General features: G+C 62.7%; 11 protein-coding genes and 3 pseudogenes. 5 read left to right on the top strand and 9 right to left on the bottom strand.

Annotation, left to right across the window (positions count from 1 at the left end; translation table 11 throughout):
- Positions 1-312: 312 nt before the first annotated feature.
- Entirely contained in the window at positions 313-1,434 is a 1,122-nt protein-coding gene (locus tag XarbCFBP7408_RS11430) for a LacI family DNA-binding transcriptional regulator (protein ID WP_181106361.1), read from the top strand.
- A gap of 481 nt (positions 1,435-1,915) precedes the next feature.
- Here the strand turns inward: XarbCFBP7408_RS11430 and XarbCFBP7408_RS11415 are convergent, their stop codons facing one another.
- Genes XarbCFBP7408_RS11415 through XarbCFBP7408_RS11405 form a run of 3 tightly spaced genes read right to left on the bottom strand, consistent with a single transcriptional unit; the run spans position 1,916 to position 7,250 of the window.
- The gene (locus XarbCFBP7408_RS11415; protein WP_429001376.1) at positions 1,916-3,589 is read right to left on the bottom strand and encodes an alpha-amylase family glycosyl hydrolase; all 1,674 of its coding nucleotides are present in this window, start codon (positions 3,587-3,589) and stop codon (positions 1,916-1,918) included.
- Positions 3,589-5,067: an MFS transporter gene (locus XarbCFBP7408_RS11410; RefSeq protein ID WP_104563053.1), complete on the bottom strand. Its 1,479-nt coding sequence runs from the start codon at positions 5,065-5,067 to the stop codon at positions 3,589-3,591. Before XarbCFBP7408_RS11410 ends, XarbCFBP7408_RS11415 begins: the two co-directional genes overlap by 1 nt.
- Entirely contained in the window at positions 5,064-7,250 is a 2,187-nt protein-coding gene (locus XarbCFBP7408_RS11405; protein ID WP_104563052.1) for a Six-hairpin glycosidase-like protein, read from the bottom strand. Before XarbCFBP7408_RS11405 ends, XarbCFBP7408_RS11410 begins: the two co-directional genes overlap by 4 nt.
- Positions 7,251-7,492: 242 nt before the next feature.
- Here XarbCFBP7408_RS11405 and XarbCFBP7408_RS11400 point away from each other — a divergent pair.
- Positions 7,493-9,570: pseudogene (locus tag XarbCFBP7408_RS11400) on the top strand (glycoside hydrolase family 97 protein).
- Positions 9,571-9,882: 312 nt separating this feature from the next.
- A pseudogene (locus XarbCFBP7408_RS11395) lies at positions 9,883-12,667 on the top strand (TonB-dependent receptor).
- Between the two features lie 757 nt (positions 12,668-13,424).
- On the opposite strand, the gene XarbCFBP7408_RS11390 reads toward XarbCFBP7408_RS11395, so the two are convergent.
- Positions 13,425-15,041, bottom strand: coding sequence for an alpha-glucosidase (locus XarbCFBP7408_RS11390; RefSeq protein ID WP_104563051.1), 1,617 nt, complete (start codon positions 15,039-15,041; stop codon positions 13,425-13,427).
- Positions 15,042-15,200: 159 nt separating this feature from the next.
- Between XarbCFBP7408_RS11390 and XarbCFBP7408_RS11385 the strand changes: the two genes are divergently transcribed.
- Positions 15,201-15,515 carry a DUF1153 domain-containing protein gene (locus XarbCFBP7408_RS11385; protein ID WP_104563050.1) on the top strand — a complete coding sequence of 105 codons (315 nt, stop codon included), beginning with the start codon at positions 15,201-15,203 and terminating at the stop codon, positions 15,513-15,515.
- Positions 15,515-16,339, top strand: a complete 825-nt coding sequence (locus tag XarbCFBP7408_RS11380) for an IS3 family transposase (protein ID WP_104563049.1) — start codon at positions 15,515-15,517, stop codon at positions 16,337-16,339. The genes XarbCFBP7408_RS11385 and XarbCFBP7408_RS11380 overlap by 1 nt, the downstream gene beginning before the upstream one ends.
- Here the strand turns inward: XarbCFBP7408_RS11380 and XarbCFBP7408_RS11375 are convergent.
- The 5 genes and pseudogenes from XarbCFBP7408_RS11375 to XarbCFBP7408_RS23160 form a co-directional block, all read right to left on the bottom strand.
- A complete protein-coding gene (locus tag XarbCFBP7408_RS11375) occupies positions 16,323-17,171 on the bottom strand; it encodes a type IV secretion system protein (protein WP_258072116.1) in 849 nt (282 codons plus the stop codon). The two genes, XarbCFBP7408_RS11380 and XarbCFBP7408_RS11375, sit on opposite strands and share 17 nt — an antisense overlap.
- Positions 17,172-17,473: 302 nt before the next feature.
- Complete coding sequence (locus tag XarbCFBP7408_RS22960) at positions 17,474-18,649, bottom strand: peptidoglycan-binding protein (RefSeq protein WP_146093762.1); 1,176 nt, start codon at positions 18,647-18,649, stop codon at positions 17,474-17,476.
- A 224-nt stretch (positions 18,650-18,873) separates the two neighbouring features.
- Positions 18,874-19,650, bottom strand: a complete 777-nt coding sequence (locus XarbCFBP7408_RS11350; protein ID WP_258072113.1) for an FG-GAP repeat protein — start codon at positions 19,648-19,650, stop codon at positions 18,874-18,876.
- A 52-nt stretch (positions 19,651-19,702) separates the two neighbouring features.
- Positions 19,703-20,005 carry a DUF4189 domain-containing protein gene (locus XarbCFBP7408_RS22375; RefSeq protein ID WP_258072115.1) on the bottom strand — a complete coding sequence of 101 codons (303 nt, stop codon included), beginning with the start codon at positions 20,003-20,005 and terminating at the stop codon, positions 19,703-19,705.
- A 22-nt stretch (positions 20,006-20,027) separates the two neighbouring features.
- Positions 20,028-20,111, bottom strand: a pseudogene (locus XarbCFBP7408_RS23160) (IS5/IS1182 family transposase); the annotation flags it as partial.

Here is a 20,111-nt window from a genome sequence, read left to right as displayed (position 1 = left end):
GTCTGTGCTGGCTGCAGCGCGGCGGCTGCAAGGGAGATCTGCCCGTTACGGGACAGGCTCGGATAAGGCTATGGCGAGAGGTGGGGCAGAACGAACGCCACACGGGCGCCCTGCGGAGTGGCGCGGCCGGAATCAGCGGTGGGCGGTGGTAGTGCTCATGTCGCACGCTGGGCCGGCGCGGGGCGCGGGCCACCTTCTCGCAAGGGGTCTTGGAGGCGAATGGTAAACCAATCAGCCCGCTGTTGCGCATGCCGGCACGGGGCCGGCGGGCGCGTGGCATGATGCCGGCCACCTGTGCTGCCAGTGCCGACCATGACCAGCAAGGGCAAAGCCACCTCGCTGGATATCGCCTACCTGGCCGGGGTGTCGCAGCCGACCGTGTCGCGCGCACTGCGCGGCAGCCCGATGGTCAACGAAGAAACCCGCAAGCGCATCCTGCGCATCGCCAGGGAGTTGAACTACAAGGTCGACAAGAACGCCTCGTCGCTGCGGCTGCGCAATGCCGGCACGCTGGCGCTGCTGTTCTTCGAAGACCCCACCGCCGACGATTCGCTGATCAACCCGTTCTTCCATTCGATGCTGGGCTCGATCACCCGCGCCTGCGCGCTGCAGGGTTACGACCTGCTGGTGTCGTTCCAGCAGCTGTCCAAGGACTGGCAGGCCGATTACGAGGACAGCAACAAGGCCGACGGCATCATCCTGCTCGGCTACGGCGATTATCAGCAGTCGCGCCAGCGGCTGCAGTTGCTGGTCGAACAAGGGACTCACTTCGTGCGCTGGGGCGCGGCGCTGCCGGGGCAGCCGGGCATTTCGATCGGCAGCGACAATTATCAAGGCGGGCTGGATATCACCGAGCATCTGCTGGCACAGGGCTGTCGCCGCATCGCCTTTCTCGGCCACGCGTCCAACCACTATCCCGAGTTCGAAGAGCGCTACCGCGGCTACGTGGCTGCGCTGAAGCAGCAGGGTTTGGTGGCCGATCGCGCGCTGCAGTTCGATGCGATCACCACCGAGTCGTCCGGCCATGCCGCGTGCCTGGCGCTGCTCGACAGCGGCAAGGCATTCGATGCGGTGTGCGCGGCCAGCGACCTGATTGCGATCGGCGCAATGCGCGCCTTGCGCGAGCGCGGCCTGCGGGTGCCGCAGGATGTGGCGGTGAGCGGCTTCGACGATATCGCATTGGCGGCGTCGGTGGCGCCGGCGCTGTCGACGGTGCAGCAGGACACCAAGCAGGCCGGCACGCTCCTGGTGGAAAGCCTGGTGGCACTGATCCGCCGCGAAGCGGCACACAGCCGCACGATTCCGGTAAAGCTGGCGCTGCGTGATTCCTCGCGCAGCAGTGGGCTGCAGCCACCGCTGGGATGGAGACCGTCCGGCTCGGAGACCGGCGATGCGGTGCTAGGTCGGGCCGCCGATGGGGCTGTCAGGCGTTGAGTCGGGAATCGGGAATCGGGAATCGGGAATCGGGAATTGGGAATTGGGAATTGGGAATTGGGAATTGGGAATTGGGAATTGGGAATCGTTGGAGCGTGCGCGACAGCCTGCGAATTGACGTCTCGCAGGAGCGCACCCGGGCGCGACGGGGCGTTCCCGGCAATGCCCCGTCGCGCCCGGGTGCGCTCCTACCTGTTGCGGGCGGCCCCGTGCTGCCGCGGCCCGCAGCGTGACCAGGATCGAAATCACCGTCGGCCGGGAAAGCTCAAGCTGACATGCGGTCAGGTGACCAGCGGAATCGCTGGGCGCCGAGGCTTGGGATTCGGGATTCGGGATTCGGGATTCGGGATTCGGGATTCGGGAATCGGGAATCGGGAATCGTTGGAGCGTGCGCGACAGCCCGCGAATTGACGCCTCGTAGGAGCGCACCCGGGCGCGACGGGGCGTTCCCGGCAATGCCCCGTCGCGCCCGGGTGCGCTCCTACCCGTTGCGGGCATCGCGCGCGGTTTGCTCGGCCATCTGCGCGTCGAGCTGCCTGCGCAAGGCCGGGTCGGTGACCGGTGCGTCCGAGAGCAGCACCCGCACCCCATGCGCGGGCACCGGCGCCAGCAGCCGACGTTGCACCGGCACCTGCTCGCCACTCAGCGCGTCGCGCCAGGTGCCAGGCTGCAGAAAACGCGTCACCTCGATGTTCGCCGCCGCATCGCCCTTGTTGAGCAGCACCAGCGCCGTCTGGCTGGCACCCGCATGCTGATAGACCCGTAAAAACGCCGCGTGATCCCCGCGTAGCAGCACATCCACCTGCACGCCGCGCTGCAATGCCGGGGTATCGCGACGCAGCCGCGCGATCTGCTGCAACGGACCGAAGATCGGGCTGTGCGGTGCAGTGCGGATGCGCTCGGCACCGAAGTAATTGCGGTTGCCCGCATGTTCTGCGCGCCCGCGCATGAAACCGGTCTCCGAGCCGTAATAGATCACCGGGATGCCGCGCGCGGTAAACAGCCAGTTGTGCGCATCGATGAAGCCGGTGTCGCTGGCATCCAGGCGCGCCATGTCGTGGTTGTCGTAGAAACTCATCAGCTCGTACGGATTGGCATACGGCCCCCGACGCAGGAACAACGGCGCGGCGAGCGTCTCGAACCCGGCCCGCTCATGGCCGAAGACAGCGGACAGCTGCTGCTTCAACGGGAAATCCAGCACGCTGACGCCTGCATTGCGCGCCCAGGTATGCCCGGCAATCTTGTTGGCGTCGTAATCGAAGGCTTCGCCGAACATGAAGAACCCCGGACGTTTTTCGCGGATGCGCGCAACCAAGGCATGCCAGAAGCGGTCGGGCATCCAGCCGATGGTGTCGATGCGGAATGCGTCGGCGCCCTGCTCCATCCACTGCAGATACGCGCCGGCCAGATAATCGAGCACCGCAGGGTTGTTTTCGTTGAGATCGGACAGCTCGGCCAGGCCGCCGCCGGTGTTGTAGAACGCGTGCAGCGGAATGTGCTGCGGATCCAGCTGCGCCGGTGGCAGATTCTGGTGATCGGCGACCAGGCGGCCATCGGCGTCGTACAGCTTGCCGAAGCCCGGCTGCGCCACCGGCATGCTGTAGGCCGGCGAGCCGTGATTGCCCACGATATCCAGCACCACCTTCAAGCGGTTGGCATGCATGGCGCGGGTGAAGCCGGCAAAGTCCAGGCCCGGGCTGGGCAGGTGCTCGTCGAGCTCGTAGAAGTTCACGCCCCAATAGCCGTGATAACCGGTCTTGCCATGGTCGCTGAGCGTACTGCCGCAGCTGATCGGCTTGCCGCCGGTGAAGGCCTCATCCGGATTGTCGACAATCGGCGTGATCCATACCGCGCCAAATCCCAGCTCGCGGATGTAGTCGGCATGCTCGACGATGCCCTTGAAGTCGCCACCCAGGTAACCGATGTTGTCGCCGACCCCATCTGCGCAAGGCGTCGGCACATCGAACGTGCGATGCGCACCACCCTGGTCGCGCTGATCGTTGCCGGGGTCGCCATTGACGAAACGGTCGGTCACCACGAAATACACCGCGTCAGCAGCGAACGGTTCCAGCGTGCCGTAGTAATCGCCGGGTGCAGCCGCCGCGCTCGCCGCTCCTGCAGATACGATCAATCCAGCCATCATCACATGACGCATTACCGCCCTCCCAAGGCTACTGGAACCCGCACCACGCACACACCGGCAATAAGCAGACTGGCGCCGCCGATGGCCAGCGCATGGATCGGCTGACCGCCCAGCCAGACGCGCAGCACAAAGCCCAGTGCGCTGGCCGCGACCAGCTGCGGAATCACGATGAAGAAATTGAAGATGCCCATGTACACACCCATCTTGGCGGCGGGCACGCTGTCGGACAGCAAGGCGTAAGGCAGCGACAGGATCGAGGCCCAGGCAAAACCGACACCCAGCATCGACAGCAGCAGCCACTGCGGATCGCGGATCACCAGCATCGACAACAGCCCGGCCGCCCCCAGCCACAGGTTGCACAGATGACTCCAGCGCAGGCCGATCGCACGCACCAGCAACGGAATGACCAATGCCGCCAACGCCGCAAACCCGTTGTAGGCGCCGAACAACACGCCCACCCAGTTCGCACCCTCGTTATAGGCCGCCGATGCGGTGTCCTTGGCGCCGAAGTGCACCTGGGTGACCGCCGCGGTGGTATAGATCCACATCGCAAACAGCGCGAACCAGGAGAAGAACTGCACCCAGGCCAGGCGCCGCATCGTCAGCGGCATGCTGCGCACGTCCTGCACGATCGCCACCAGCATGGCGATGGATGGCAGCACGCGCGCCAACGCAAGCAGCGCACCGTAGGCGATGCACAGGCCGGCCAGCACGTAGAGCATGCGGTCGCCGTGCTGCCAGGCGATCGCAGTGGCGAGCAGCACACCGATGCCGCACCACAGCACACTCGCACGTTGCGGCGGCAAGGTGCCGGCGATCGCTGCAGCCGCTACAGGCGGATGCGCATCGTCGAAACCGGCCAGCTGCTGCGGGCTGTACTCGCGCGTGCGCAGCACCGTCCAGCCGATCGACAGGAACAGCACCGCGGCACCGAGGTAGAAGGCGTAGCGCACGCTGTCGGGCAACCGTCCTGGCGGCGCGGTATTGGCCACGCCCCAATGCGTGAGCAACCACGGCAGGAAACTCGCCACAATCGCGCCGACCCCGATGAAGAAGCTCTGCATCGCATAGCCGGTGGGCCGCTGCGCCGGTGGCAGTTGATCGCCGACCAGGGCGCGGAATGGCTCCATCGAGATGTTGATCGATGCATCCAGCACCCACAACGTGCCGGCGGCAATCCACAGCATCGGTGTGTTGGGCATCGCCAGCAAGGCCAGTGTGGTGAAGACTGCGCCGACCATGAAATACGGACGTCGGCGCCCCCATGGCGTCCAGGTGCGGTCGGACAGGTAGCCGATGATGGGCTGCACGATCAGACCGGTGAGCGGCGCGGCGATCCACAAGCCGGGCACATCGTCGACCTGCGCCCCCAGGGTCTGGAAGATGCGGCTGGCGTTGGCGTTCTGCAGCGCGAAGCCGAACTGGACACCGAGAAAGCCGAAGCACATGTTCCAGATCTGCCAGAAATTCAAGCGTGGCTTGGCGGTCATTGCGCAGCCTCCGTGCCCGCTGCCGGGCCGACCAGCAGCGCGCTCACCTGCGCGGTGTTGACCACGCAATCGCGACCACCGCGGCCGCCGTTATACTGCGCAAAATGCGCGAGCGCGCTCATGTTGAAGCCGTTTTCCAGCCGGAACCTGCACTGCTGCCCGGCCACCGCAGTGAAGCTGACCTGCGTGGACAGCTGCTCGCCCACGCTATGCGGCATCACCACGACCTGCGACTGCGTCGCCTGCCCCGGGCATTCCAGCAGCAGCCGCTTGACCGCCGCAGTGACGCCGGTATTGATCGGGCCGTTGGGGTTGCCATAACGCAGCGATACGCGATGCTGGCCCGCGCGCGTGGCAGTCCAAACCCAGGCTTCGCTGCCCGCAACTTCCTGCAACGGGCCGAGCGTCAACGCGGGACTGTGCAGCGACTCCAGGCCATCGGCGCGCAGGGTCAGGCTGAGCACGTGCAGCCGGCCGTCCTCGCGCAGGTCCCAGTGCTGCGTAGCGTCCAACGCATGCCCATCCATGTACAGCGTCGTCCCAGCCGGAATCAGGATGCGATAGCCGTCGCCCTGCCGTTGCGCGACGGGCGCCTCCGGCGTGCTGGGTGCGAACACCTGGCCTGGCTGCGGCGGGGCGGTGGTATCGGCCTTGCGACCGATCAGATGCACCAAGGTGGTCCGGCCTTGTTGCTCGAGCCTCCCCGCCACCAGCAACTCACCTGCACCCGCCGTCGGCCGCTGCAGCACATAGCGTCGGGCGCCCTGTTCAAGCACGATCTGCTGGCGATCGCCAAACAACAACGGCACCAACGTACGCGGCAGTTTCGGCGTCACACTGCCATCGGCGCCAATGCCGAACACGCCTTCCAGCACCGCGGAGAGATAGCCGGCAACCGACCACAACTGGCGTGGCGAGTTCACTACCGGGCCGCTACGTGTGCCCTCCTCCACATGCACCGCCAGGCTCTGCATCTCGTAGTTTTCCATGTTGGAGCCAGCCGGCGCGCTGCCGCGCATCAACGACTGCAGCTCCAGCGCAATGCGCGGCGCGTCGTCCAGCTGGCGTGCGGCGCGTAGCGCATACGCACTGACGAAGGGCCAGACGGCGCGATTGTGATAAATCGGCTGTTCGGCGTCCTGCGGCCACACCACCGGGCTGCCGCCGGCAACCAGCGGATACCTGCGCAGCGCGGTGCGCGCACGCTCCTTCGGAAACACCTCGGCCAGCACGCCGAGCGACACGCCGAGCAGATCGACCTTGGCATAGCGCACCGGATGCGCCGCATTGCCCAGATAGCTCACATACTGCTTGCTGGGCGCATCCCAGAAGCGCGTGGCGATCGCCTGACGCAGCGCATCGGCCCACTGGGCGTACCTGGACGCACGCGCATCGCCATGCTGGCGCGCCAGCTGCTCGGCCAGGCCCAGGGCCTGGTAGTGCAACACGTTGGTGGACAGGGCGGAGGACTCGGCGATGAAGCGCACATCCTGGCGCGTCCACTCCGGGTAGGTCTGCTCGCGCCAATCCAGAAACGAGGTTTCGCCGCGGTAGAGGCCGATCTGCGCATCGAAGACCGCGTCACGATCCTGCGCGAGGGTGGCCTGCAACGCCTCCCACACTCCTTCGGCGAACGCCTTGTCATCCAGCAGGCCGCGCGCGGCAAGAAACCACACCACGCGGTCGCTACTGATCGGCCAGCTGCCACCGGAGCCGGTGTCCTGCGCAACGAACACCCCCGGCGTCTGCCCGTCGCGCGCCGCCGACAGCTTGAAGCGCAGCGCATTGCGCGTGCGCTCCGGCTCCAGCCGCGCCAACGCCAGATCGGCGGCGAAGCTGACATCGCGCGTCCACACGTAAGGCCAGCGCTCACCGGTTTCGAAGCACGCGCACGGCACCGGCTTGCCGTCGTTGAAGGCCGGATCGCGGATCGCCTCGACACGGTCGTCGGCCATTTCCTGCTGCGCCATGGCGAACAAGGCGTCGAACAACGAACTGGCGGTGTGGGTGCGCATCGGCTGCGGCCCGATGCGGCGCTCGCCCTGCGGCCAGCGCAGCACGAAACCGCCGTCTTCTAGCGCCTGCGCTTGCGCACGGCGGCCCTGGAATTCCAGCCCATCGGCCAACACCGGCGAGCTTGCCGCAACGCCGAGCGTTGCAACCATGCAGATCATCTTCAGCATCGAAGCGGCCAGACGGCTTGCACCGTCGGCCTCCCTCCCTCGTTGCACGCGTTGTAGTGCGCGGCACTGGCGTGCCACGGGCGCGGACCCTCCCAGGTGCCGTGACGCCATGGTAGACGCGCGCTCAGCGGTTCCGCATCAATGCATACGTATTCATGGCAATGGCCGCAGTGCAGCATGGCCCATCCACGCCACAGCGCTGCATAGCCGCCGCTGACGCAACGGCCGCCTTGGGAGGGGATATGCCGCTGGTTTCACATCGCGTGCGTTCGAGATCGCGCGCCGCATGCAGTGCGCGAGGGCTTGTCCTGTTGCTTGGCAGTCTTGCGGGCATTGCGCAGGCCGAGCGCATCGCCATCAGTGCCGATTCGCCCGGCAACGTCCTGCAGGTCACGCTGGAAGTGGACGGCGGCACGCCCTACTACCGTGTGCAACGCCTGGGTCAGCCAGTGCTGGAACGCTCGCGCCTGGGCTTCCAGTTGCGCGACGGCCGGCTGGACCGCGGCCTGGTCGTCCTCTCGCAAGTACGCCAAGCCCATGACGATACCTGGGAACAACCCTGGGGCGAGACGCGCCTGGTGCGCAACCACTACAACGAACTAAGCGTCAGCCTGGGCGAACGCAGCGGCGCGCAACGCCGCTTCGATGTGATCTTGCGCGTGTACGACGATGGCATCGGCCTACGCTATCACTTTCCCGAGCAAGCGGGATTGCGCGAAGCCATCATCGACGAGGAAGTGACCGAATTCGCCGTCGCGCAACCGTCAGAGGCATGGTGGATTCCGGCAGGCGAGCCGATCCACTACGAATACCTGTATCAGCGCACGCCGTTGAACCAGGTCGCGCTGGCGCATACGCCGCTCACCTTGCGCACCGAGAGCGGGCTGCATGTCGCGCTGCATGAGGCGGCGCTGGTCGACTACGCCGGCATGTGGCTGCGCCGCACCGAAGGCCGGCGCCTGCGCGCGCAGCTGTCGCCCGCCGCCGAAGGCTGGAAGGTGCGGCGCACGCTGCCGTTCGATACGCCGTGGCGCACGCTGCAGATCGCCGACCAGGCCACCGGCTTGGTGGAATCCAACCTGATCCTCAACCTCAACGCGCCCAATGCCTTGGGCGATGTGAGCTGGGTCAAGCCGTCCAAATATGTCGGGGTGTGGTGGTCCATGCATCTCAACCAGCAGACCTGGGCGACCGGGCCGACACACGGCGCCACCACTGCCAACACCAAGCGCATTATCGATTTTGCCGCGGCACACGGCTTTCGTGGCGTGCTGGTGGAAGGCTGGAATCCGGGCTGGGACGGCGAATGGTTCGGTAACGGCGGCAGTTTCGATTTCACCAGGCCGACACCGGATTCGATCTGCCCGCACTGAGCAGATACGCCGCCGGCAAGGGCGTGCATCTGATCGGCCATCATGAAACGGGGTGCGCAATGGATCATTACGAAGACCAGATCGCCGAAGCGATGGACCTGTACGCCCGGTTCGGCGTGGACTCGGTCAAGACCGGCTATGTCTGCGACGACGGCCAGGTGGAACGTCGCAACCCGGCAGGCGGCACGCCGCTGCGCGAATGGCACGACGGCCAATGGATGGCGCGCCATCATCTGCGCGTGGTGCAGGAAGCCGCCGCGCGCCACCTGGCGGTCAACGCGCACGAACCGATCAAGGACACCGGCCTGCGCCGCACCTATCCCAACTGGATCTCGCGCGAAGGCGCGCGCGGCATGGAATACAACGCCTGGGGCCAGCCACCGAATCCGCCCGAGCACGAGGTCAATCTGGTGTTCACCCGCCTGCTCGCCGGGCCGATGGATTACACGCCCGGCATTCTCAGCCTGAAAGGCCGCAACGGCCAGGCGATTCCCAGCACGCTTGCGCGCCAGCTGGCGCTGTACGTGACGCTGTACAGCCCGATCCAGATGGCCGCCGATCTGCCCGAGCATTATCTGCAGCACCGCGATGCCTTCCGCTTCATCGAAGACGTGGCGGTGGATTGGGATCAGACCCGTGCCTTGAACGGCGAAGTCGGCGACTACGTCACCATCGCGCGCAAGGACCGGCATAGTCGCGACTGGTTCCTGGGCAGCATCACCGACGAGCATGGCTGGCTGCTGCAGGTGCCGCTCGGATTCCTTGAGCCCGGCGTGCGTTACACCGCGCAGATCTATCGCGATGGCGACGGTGCGGACTATGTCAGCAACCCGTTCGCCTTTGTCAGCGAACAACGCCAGGTCGGTAGCGCCGATACGCTGGAATTGCGTCTTGCGCCAGGCGGTGGGCAGGCGATTCGTTTCGTGCCGATGGAAGGCAGGCGCTGACCTGGTCGCAATGGGGTGAAGAGACCTTCAACGCGATCGAGTGCATCACGCAGCGGTGCGGCAGCCGCTACGTGATGCGGTGGTGCCGTCTCATCACAAGCCAAACGGCGTACCGCGCTGCAGCGAAGCCTGCGTGGAATCGATTCCAGTGCCATCAGCCGGGTTGAATACGTATGCAGTGCCCGTTCGCACCCAGGTGCCGTGTCTACCATACGTCGCAGTCGTGACGTCCGTCGTGGCGCGCGATGCAATGCATCCAGGCCTCCGCCGGATCGAAAAAATCAAAGAACAACATGTACCTGGGAGGGGAAAATGTTGAAGCACAAGCGCTCTGCGCTGAGTATCGCCCTGGCCGTTGCCATGGCACCGACGTTGGCTGCCGCGCAATCGGCCACGCCGGCGCAAACAACCGACACCGAACAATCCGCTTCCGAACAGACCGCCGGCGCGGTGACCGACTTGGACAAGGTCCAGGTCACCGGCCTGCGCCGCGCGATCGAAGGTGCCATCTCGGTCAAGCGGGATTCGACCTCGATCGTGGAAGCCATTTCGGCCGAAGATATCGGCCGGCTGCCCGACGTCAGCATCGCCGAATCGCTCGCGCGCCTGCCTGGCCTGGCAGCGCAACGTGTCGCCGGCCGTGCGCAGGTCATCAGCGTACGAGGCCTGTCACCGGACTTTTCCACCACGCTGCTCAATGGGCGCGAAGTGGTCAGCACCGGCGACAACCGCAGCGTGGAATTCGACCAATACCCGTCCGAGCTGGTCAGCGGCGTCACCGTCTACAAGACGCCCGATGCCGGCCTGGTCGGCCAGGGCCTGTCCGGCACCGTGGACATGCAGACCGCACGCCCGCTCAGCTACAACGAGCGCGTGATCGCCATCGGTGGCCGCTACCAGCGCAATTCGCTGGGCAAGGCCGCCAACGTCGATCCGTACGGCAACCGCTTCAACGTCAGCTACATCGACCAGTTCGCCGACCGTACCATCGGCCTGACCATTGGCTACGCACACACCGACATGCCGATCCAGGAAAACCAGGTGGGCCTGTACGAACCGTGGCAGCAGGTCAATGCGCAGCGCCAGCGCCCCGGCGTGGCCGACGGCGTGTATTTCTCCGACGGCATCAAGGCGCTGCGCCGCACCGGCAACCAGAAGCGCGACGGCATCATGGCCACCGTGCAATACCGCCCGTCCAACGCCTGGACCAGCACCTTCGATGCGTTCCACACCAAGGCCGAGCAGATCGACACCGCCAACCAGTTCGAGCTCAATCTGAGCAACTACAACGGTGGCTACACGCCGGGCCTGAACATCAGCAACGTGCGCGTCAACGATAGACACCTTCGTCGGTGGTGATGCCAGCGGCGTCTATCCGTTGGTGCGTGGCATGTACAACAAGCGCGAAGACAAGATCGAGGCGTTCGGCTGGAATAACGAAATCACCGCCGGTGCCGTCAAGATCATCGCCGACCTGAACTACTCGAAGGCCACCCGCGACGAACTGAATCTGGAAAACAATCTCCAGCGTGCGCCGATGCCGCAGCTGGATACCGTCGGCGTATCGGTGGTCGGCAACGGCTTCTCGCAACTGACGCCGGGCATGAATTATTCCAATCCCGATCAGCTGTTCCTCACCAACACCATTTACGGCTCCGGCTACGGCAAGGTGCCACGCGTGGAAGACGTGCTCAAGGGCGCGCGTCTGCAGGCCAGCTTCCCGATGCCCGAGGCGCTGAGCTGGTTCTCGGATCTGGATGTCGGCGTCAACTACGCCAATCGCGAAAAACAGAAAACCCAGCCGGAAGGCAACATCACCCTTGGCGCACAGGGCGAATCCACCATCGCACCGGACCTGCAATACGCGCCGGTCAACCTGGGCTTTGCCGGCATCGGTACCCTGCCCGCCTGGAACGTCCCGGCGGTGGTCTCGCGTTACATGCTGTTCACTCCCAGCGACGATGCCTCGTTCCTGGTGTCCAAGGCCTGGACCGTCGAAGAGAAGATCACCACTGCCTGGCTGCGCGCCAATCTCGATACCGAATGGGGCGATGTGGGCGTGCGCGGCAATATCGGCGTGCAGTTGCAGAGCGCCGACCAATCCTCGCGCGCAAACTATTGGGACGCGTCGCAGCCGGCAGGCAGTGAAGTGCGCCCGATCGACGACGGCAAGAGCTATCGCGACTGGCTGCCCAGCCTGAATTTGGCCTTCCAGTTCCCGTACGAACAGACACTGCGCTTTGCGATGGCAAAGCAGGTCGCACGCCCACGCGTGGATCAGCTGCGCGCCTCGCTGGAATTCGGCGTCGACACCTCCACCGGCCGCCCCGGTGCCAGCGGCGGCAACCCGATGCTGGATCCCTGGCGCGCGAACGCCATCGATCTTTCCTACGAAAAATATTTCGCCGAGCGCGCCTACGTGGCCGCCGCGTTCTTCTACAAGGACCTGAAGAGCTACATCTACACCCAGAGCCGCGATAACTACGACTTCTCCGCGTTGGTGGCCGGCTATGTGCCGCCGCCGGGCTCGGCGCCGGTGCTGACCACCGGCACCTTCAGCGCCCCGTTCAACGGCAAGGGCGGCACGCTGCGCGGCGTCGAACTCACCGCTTCGCTGCCGCTGGATCTGGTCTTCGCTCCCTTGGAAGGTTTCGGCATCCAGGCCAACGCGACCTTCAACGACAGCGACGTCAAGATCCGCGACCCGGAAAGCGCCTCCAGCGTCGGTGACGGCGAAATCAGCCTGCCCGGCCTGTCCGAACGCGTCTACAACCTCACCGCCTACTACGAGCACAAGGGTTTCGAAGCACGCGTCAGCCAGCGCCGCCGCTCGGATTTCATCGGCGAGATCGGCAACTTCAACGGCAACTTCAACGGCAACCGCACGCTGCGCTACGTGGTCGGCGAAAACATCACCGACGCGCAGATCAGCTACAGCTTCAACGACAGCAGCGATCTTGCCGGCCTGACCCTGCTGCTGCAGGCCAGTAACCTCAGCAACTCGCCCTACCGCACCTACGCCGAAACCAAGGACCGCCCACTGGAATACATCGAATGGGGCCGCACCTTCGTGCTGGGCGTCAACTACAAGTTCTGACGGGGTGTGACCTGCAAGCGATGCGCTGACTGGCTACATCGTTATCTGTGGCCAGATCGTCACTTGTAACTACATCGTTACCTGTAGCTACATCGTTACCTGTAACTACATCGTCACCTGTAGCTACATCGTTACCTGTGGCCACATCGCTAACTGTGGCTACGTTACCTACGTGGCAACCGACGCATCACCAGGCTGGCCGGCCCCGGCGCCAGCCCTCTCCACCGGGACACCAAAGCCCCTCTCCCGCCGGGAGAGGGGTTGGGGTGAGGGTACGGCACGAGCACGGCGTGCATCCACCAAGCACAATCCCCAGCTCTTCTACTTCATGCGCCGTCACTTTAGAGACGGCTCTGTTGCCCACAACCTCGGCGTATCGGCACTCCCCTGCGCATAGCATTCGCTTGTGGCAACAAAACCGGACCAATCCCGGCGCCATCAGCGCCTGCCCGTACCAACACGAATCCAAGCCGCTGCTGCAAGGCCGCCGGTAATGCAGACGTCCTCACAGTCAATCGCCATCCACGTGCGGCCTTCTGGTCAAACCATCCCGACTGGCGTGGAGAGCAGCACACCCTGCCTCATCCAGAGAGCAAGGACCTGATCGATCGGCAACAGCCGCAAAGCCGGCATAACGCCGTGGATGCTCGGCCAACCAAGCAGCCGCCAACTACAAAGAAAGCGAGGCATTCCCCAAGGAATGCCTCGCTGCGTTCCAGACAATCAGGCACCGACAGTTAGCCGGCACGACACACCGTCAACCAGCCTCGATCGCGCACACCACCGCATGCCCGGCCAGGCGCAGGTGGCCATGTTCGATGGCGCCGCGCTCCACCCCAGGCACATCGACCTGCTTCCACGTGCCGGCCGGTAGCCCAAGCTCGGCTGCGTCGGCCGACAGATTGAATGCCAGCAACATCACCTGGCCGGCGTGCTCGCGACGGAACATGAGCACAGGCTCGGCGGTGTCGTAGAACGTGATCGCCCCCTCGCGCAACACAGGCTCGCCCTTGCGCCAAGCCAGGAACTGGCGCACAGCGTTTAGCACGGACAACGGATCGTCCTGCTGCACGCTCACCGCAGCCGCACGATGCTCCTCAACCAGCGGCAACCACGGCTTGCCGCTGCTGAAGCCTGCCGACGGCGCATCCGTCCAAGGCATCGGCGTACGGCAGCCATCGCGCCCCTTGAAGGTTGGCCAGAAGGTGATGCCATACGGATCGCGCAAATCCTCGAACGCCACATCCGCCTCGCCCAGGCCCAGCTCCTCGCCCTGATACAGGCAGATCGACCCGCGCAACGAGCACAGCATCGCCACCACCATCCGCGCGAACGCCGGCGACGCATCGGCCCCGCCCCAGCGTGTCACCGCGCGCACCACGTCGTGGTTGGAAATGGCCCAGCATGGCCAGCCTTCCAACATCGTGGCTTCGAGCCGACTCACCGTCTCGCGGATATAAGCCGCGCTGTAGTCTTGCACCAGCAGCTCGAAGCTGTAGCCCATGTGCAGGCGGCCATGAGCGGTGTACTCGGCAGTGGTCGCCAGCGAGTCTTCCGACGAGATCTCGCCAAGGCTCACTGCATTTGGATAGAGATCCAGTAGCCCGCGCAAGCGCTCCAGGAACGCCAGATTTTCCGGCTGCGTGTTGTTGAAGTAGTGGTATTGATACGCATAAGGATTGTCGGCACTGAACCCGCGCCCCACCCGCTTGTCGGCCGGCTTGGCTGGATTGTCGCGCAGCTGCGCATCGTGGAAGCAGAAGTTGATCGCATCCAGGCGGAACCCATCCACCCCGCGATCCAGCCAGAAGCGCACGTTGTCCAGCGTCGCCTGTTGCACCTCGGCGTTGTGGAAATTGAGGTCGGGCTGATCCACCAGGAAGTTGTGCAGGTAGTACTGCTCCCGCCGCGGTTCCCACTGCCACGCCATCCCACCGAACAGCGACAACCAATTGTTGGGCGGCGTCCCGTCCTCGCGCGGATCCGCCCACACGTACCAATCCGCCTTCGCGTTGGTCCTGTCCTGCCGGCTCTCCTGGAACCATGCATGCGCGATCGAGGTGTGGCTCAACACCTGGTCGATCATCACCTTCAAGCCGAGGCCATGCGCCTCGCCGAGCAGACGATCAAAGTCGTCCAAGGTCCCGAACAGCGGATCCACCGCACGGTAGTCCGCGATGTCGTAGCCGAAATCGGCCATCGGCGACTTGAAGAACGGCGAGATCCAGATCGCATCCACGCCCAACCCGGCGATGTAGTCGAGCTTGGCGATGATGCCGGGCAGATCGCCCACCCCGTCGCCATTGGAATCCAGAAAACTCCGCGGGTAAATCTGATAGATGACGGCCCCGCGCCACCATGGTGTCTGCGACATGTACGCCCCTCCCGGGCCAGTGCGGGCACAAGAAGGAGCACCCAGCCAAGAGCATTAGCGTAGCGGCGGAACAGACCCACAGCGTGACCGTGCATACGTATTCATGTAATGACCCACTGAATTCCTGCTCAAGTGTTACTTTCCCTGAAGGAGACACCAATGAGCGAAGTGATGGAAGCAGAGATCAAGCGCTGGACCGCCCGGCGCAAGTCTGCTCTGGTCCTTGAGATCATCCAAGGCAAGAGGACGGTGGCTGCTGCCAGCCGCCAGTTCGACCTGACTCCGGCTGAGATCGAAAGCTGGGTCGAAGAGGGCAAGCGCGGCCTGGAGAACGCGCTGAGGGCCAAGCCGGAGGACGTGCGCGAGCAGTACGAGCGCCAGCTGAAGGACCTGCAGGAGGCCTACGGCGAGGCCATGCTGGAGATCCGTGCGCGAAAAAAGCTGGTATCCCTGCTGGGAAAGGACGAGAGCTGATGCTCTCGGTCCAGCAGGGCCTGAAGGAAGAAGGTGTTTCAGTTCCGATGACCAAGCTGTGCCAGTGGTTCGGCGTGGCACGTCGCACGATGTACTACACGCCGACCAGCTCGCCCGCCAAGGTGAAGCCGGAGTTGGCTGAGCCAATCAAGGAGATGATCGAGGCGGAGCCGTCGTTTGGCTATCGCACCGTGGCTGCGCTGCTTGGCATGAACAAGAACACCGTACCGCGGATTTTCCAGCTCAAGGGCTGGCAGGTTCGTAAGCGGCCCCTTGGCCTGTGCCCGCGGGTCGAGGCCAAGGTATCGCGTGCGCAGAAGCCGGATCAACGTTGGGCGACCGACCTGTGTCGCGTATGGGGGGGCAAGGATGGCTGGCTCAGCCTGGCATTGGTGATCGACTGCAGCACGCGTCAGCTGCTTGGCTGGCACCTGTCACGGACGGGGAAGGCCAGCACGGCCTCGGCCGCCCTGGAGCAGGCCCTGATCACGCGCTTCGGCACGCTGGGCAAGGTCAAGGAGTCGTTCCTACTGCGCTCGGACAATGGCCTGGTCTTCACCAGCCGCGACTACACCCGGTTGGTGCGCAGCTATGGCCTGAAGCAGGAGTTCATCCCCCCGCACTGCCCACAGCAGAACGGGATGGTGGAACGGGTGATCCGGACGCTGAAGGAGCAGTGCGTGCACCGGCATCGCTTCGAGAGCCAAACCCACGCGCTGCGCGTGATTGCTGACTGGATCGCCTTCTACAACCAACAGCGCCCTCATCAGGCGCTGAAGATGATGACCCCAAACGCGGCCTACGCCGCTACATTAACGGCATGACCTGAGCAGAAACCGGTGGGTCATTACAATTGGCGTTAGACGCTGCGCCCGACGAGCCCAGCGACCCAATCGCCGAATACGGGGCAAACTGACCCAGCGTACCCTGGAAGAACGCCGCCGCCATTGGTGGTGCGGTCAGAATGAGTGTCGTCAACACCAAGCCTACTCCTCCCTGCTGCAGCGCCATGCTGCTGATGCCTTCGCCATTGCCGCCGCTGACCGCCCATTTGGCCAGGAACGCCATGCCTACCGCACCCACGACCTTGGTTGCCAAGCTCACCGTAAACGTCAGCACCGACAACGAGAACATGGTGCCCAGTCCGTATAACAGCCATTTGCTGAACAGCGACTTCGTCGCCTGGAACAGCAAGCACAGAATGAACAACGGTCCAAATCCTACCACCAGCGCCATCGCCAGCTTGTTCAACAGCAGCATCGAGCCGGCCACCACGCCAGGGCCTGCCATGCCAATGCCCGTAAACCAGCGTGCCCGGTTCTTGGCGTCTTCGCTTTCTTTGTCGCCGCCGGTCTTGATCTGATCCAACCCGGCCAGCGCCATCTGCATCAGCATCAGGTTTTGGTCGATCGACTTGTAGGGGCTATCGGAGTCACCTGTTACTGTCTTGGTGATTGCCGAGCTGATCCCGTCGGTCAGCGTCCAGTACAGTTGCGGCGAGCCCTTGGCCATGCTCGTCGCCACCCCAATGATCAGCGCAGCGCGCAACGCTGTGACCACCAGGCCCATCGCCGCTTCGCGCGACTGGCCGGTTACGATGCGGTAGCCCTGGATGAAGATCCACAGCGTCAACACCGTTAGGGAACCTCTGAACAACTCGTGGCGTTGCGAGCGAACTTGGGATTTCGCTTGATCGCGACAATCTCCGTTGTTGAAAATCAATCACTTACGCGTGATGCCTCCAGCCTCAGGCGTCAATCAGAAGTCTATCGAGGAGTTGTTCAGAGCTTCCTTAGGGACACCATCCCCACCCAAGCCGTCGTTCGCTGCAACAATTCCCACTGAAGAATCGAGATTTCATCGCGCAGGTCGCAGGAGGTAGAGCCAAGGCGGACATTGCTGACCGCCTTGACGATTTTTTACCAGATCGCTGAAGCGCAACGACCAGCAATCCCAAATTACATGGACATCGAGCGCGAAGCAGTTTCCTGGGCCTGCACCTGGGTGGCCTGACGCTGGCTTTCCTCGGCCGCTTGCCGGCTGCTGTTTTCCAGCGACTGATTCTGCGCTTGGTTGCGATCCACAAAAACCCGCCGCATCGCCGGGTCGGTCATCTCTCCCTGCACGGCGAAGAAGCCATCGCCGCTCTTGTTGGGCACCACATGGTCGATGCGCTGCAAACCACTGACCTTGGACTCGAACACGATTTGCCCGGCTGCCTGCTCGAGTTCTTTGCGGTTGGCAAAACCGCCACGTTCACCCAGCGCTTCAAGCTTGCTCACTGCGCCGTTGTACATCGCGTTGTCGGGATGGCGAGGGTCAGACAACAAGGAGCGGGATGCTGCCTGTGCCGACGCAGCAGGAGAGGCAGTGTGCTCAGGTTGCTTGGGTGTCGCCTGGGTCAACGCCTTAGCCAAAGCGGCCTGGGTCTGCTGACCTGCGACGCCGTCTATCTGCAACCCGTGCTCGCGCTGGAATTGCTCGACCGCGTGCTTGGTGTTGCCGCCGAAGTCGCCGTCAGGCTTCAAGGGTTTGCCATCGCGACCAACGGCACCGAGTTGCGCAAGCTGGCCTTGCAACTGCTTCACTTGCTCGCCGCGCTCGCCTTGTTCGAGCTTGCCATCACTGGACTTCCAAACTTGATGGGATGTCGAACCAGACGTCACGCTGTGCTTGAGGTCGACACCATCGCGCTTGACGCTTTCGATCAAATCGGGAACGCGACGTTCCCAATTGCCCGCATACTCCTCGCATTCCTTGGCTGCCTTTATGCTCCAGGGTTTGCTAGGAGTAACTCCGTTGACAACGCGCCGCGCGTTGTAGACGTCGTGGCTATCATTATCGATGTAGCGATCAAGAGGCTTGCCTGTAAATAAACCGTCACGCATACCGATAACTAGAACCTTCGCAGCGATTTCCGGTTGCTTGGCCATGTCCGGGTTAAGAACCATTTCACCGTTGAGGCCTAGCAACTTATCGAACTTCGCATAGTTGTAGTCGTGGGTAAGATGCACGTAACCACGGCCATAAAACTCTTCGCCGCCGCTATATCCAAGCTTGTGCGCTTGGCTGCGTCCGAAATCTTCTTCAGGCGCCTGAAAATTACGCGTCTCATGCTGAGCCGTCGCCAACATGTACGATATTTGCTTTGGATCGGTCACGCCGTTCTAAAGAGCGGTTTTGACGATCAACCTAACAGAAGACTCCCGGTCCACACCAAAGCCTTCGGTGCTCCGACCACGTCCATCGCTCATAGTATTCTCCGTACGTGCATGTCATTAGAATTTGTTATTGCATCTATCGGCGTTCAGACCCGAAGATGCGTTGCATGTACTCACTACAGATTACCAATCACTTCCTAATTAGATACCTCCTTCATTTCCCCGTCTTGAAGCCGCTCGATCTTTTTCCTCGGACTGGCCGGATCATTCGTGTCTTCGGTTAACCGCTCTATCAGCACTGCTTCGTTATTCTCAATCTCGTAGGCATCGAAGACGTGGATACAACATCCATCACCAGAAGTAGACGTCAGTACATTTCCTTTCACCGAGAATAGCCCATTGGCCATTACCGTAATATCGGATAGCGACTGATTGAAAACAGGGCGTTTCTGCGCGACATCGAAAAGATAGACACTATAAGAGGGGCCACCATAATTACCCTCTTTTCCAGACCACACCACTACATCTTCGTGTCCATCGCCATTGATATCGGTCAGAATAATTGAGTGGCGGTTTTTCTTGTAAGTGTCGTCTAACGGACCATGATAGAACGTGGAATTACTATCCACGTACAATGCCTCAGGCTCCAGTGCAATCGACTTGGCTCCGGGGAATGTCACCTCCACGGCCGGCGAACGGTTACATAGCATGATCCCTGGGCTATCTTCGCTACAGCCCTGCGCCTTGATTGAAATAGCAATGCCGTTGATATCTGCGCTTATCTCGCCCTGGTCGTTGAGCTTGGCATTGACAGTAGTAGATGGCATTTTCAAGTCCTTTTGCGGCGAGGATTCAGGCTTTTTTCCGGCTTGATCTTCAGCGGATAATTTCGCTCCGTCAGCATCCTCAGGTGGAGCATTGCTGGCACTACATGCTGCAATTGAAATGACGCATGCCAAAAAAGTCGAATTCACCAAGGCCTCCAATGAAATACGCAAGCCAGCCATAAAACCCCGCTAATTCAATTCAATATTTCTTGAAAATAGGATTTGAGCACTCAGAGTACCTAACCTTGCACAAACCGCCTTTGCTATCTTCGCATTTTTTTTTAACCAAACTTACAGCACGCTCTTCTGTAGCAGATGCTTGAAAAAAAGTTGCAGATTGAGATATTGCAAAGGCAGCACATTGATTGCGGTACACGAGATCAACCTTACAATCGCCTGCGCCGCCTAGAGCGCATTGACTAATAGCCGCTTGCCTCGCATCGCTTTCAGAAAACTTTCCTACAGTGGTACCGACTTCTCCAGTCGAATCAGATCCAGCAATAGCCCCCCAAGTCTTAGAGCGGCTAACAAAACCCAGGAAGAAGGCGTAAGCAGATGATGGAGGATGCGAGCGAAAGCAACGCCAAGTGGAGATCGATGCGACGTTC

It is taken from the genome of Xanthomonas arboricola pv. guizotiae (assembly GCF_002940205.1).
Lineage (GTDB): Bacteria > Pseudomonadota > Gammaproteobacteria > Xanthomonadales > Xanthomonadaceae > Xanthomonas > Xanthomonas arboricola_C.
Note: the sequence above shows the minus strand (reverse complement) of the source record. Positions and strands in the feature narration are given on the sequence as shown.

Coding starts and splice junctions, on each gene's coding strand:
- XarbCFBP7408_RS11430 (WP_181106361.1), top strand. CDS start 313: ATGACCAGCAAGGGCAAAGCCACCTCGCTGGATATCGCCTACCTGGCC.
- XarbCFBP7408_RS11415 (WP_429001376.1), bottom strand. CDS start 3,589: ATGCGTCATGTGATGATGGCTGGATTGATCGTATCTGCAGGAGCGGCG.
- XarbCFBP7408_RS11410 (WP_104563053.1), bottom strand. CDS start 5,067: ATGACCGCCAAGCCACGCTTGAATTTCTGGCAGATCTGGAACATGTGC.
- XarbCFBP7408_RS11405 (WP_104563052.1), bottom strand. CDS start 7,250: ATGCTGAAGATGATCTGCATGGTTGCAACGCTCGGCGTTGCGGCAAGC.
- XarbCFBP7408_RS11390 (WP_104563051.1), bottom strand. CDS start 15,041: ATGTCGCAGACACCATGGTGGCGCGGGGCCGTCATCTATCAGATTTAC.
- XarbCFBP7408_RS11385 (WP_104563050.1), top strand. CDS start 15,201: ATGAGCGAAGTGATGGAAGCAGAGATCAAGCGCTGGACCGCCCGGCGC.
- XarbCFBP7408_RS11380 (WP_104563049.1), top strand. CDS start 15,515: ATGCTCTCGGTCCAGCAGGGCCTGAAGGAAGAAGGTGTTTCAGTTCCG.
- XarbCFBP7408_RS22960 (WP_146093762.1), bottom strand. CDS start 18,649: ATGTTGGCGACGGCTCAGCATGAGACGCGTAATTTTCAGGCGCCTGAA.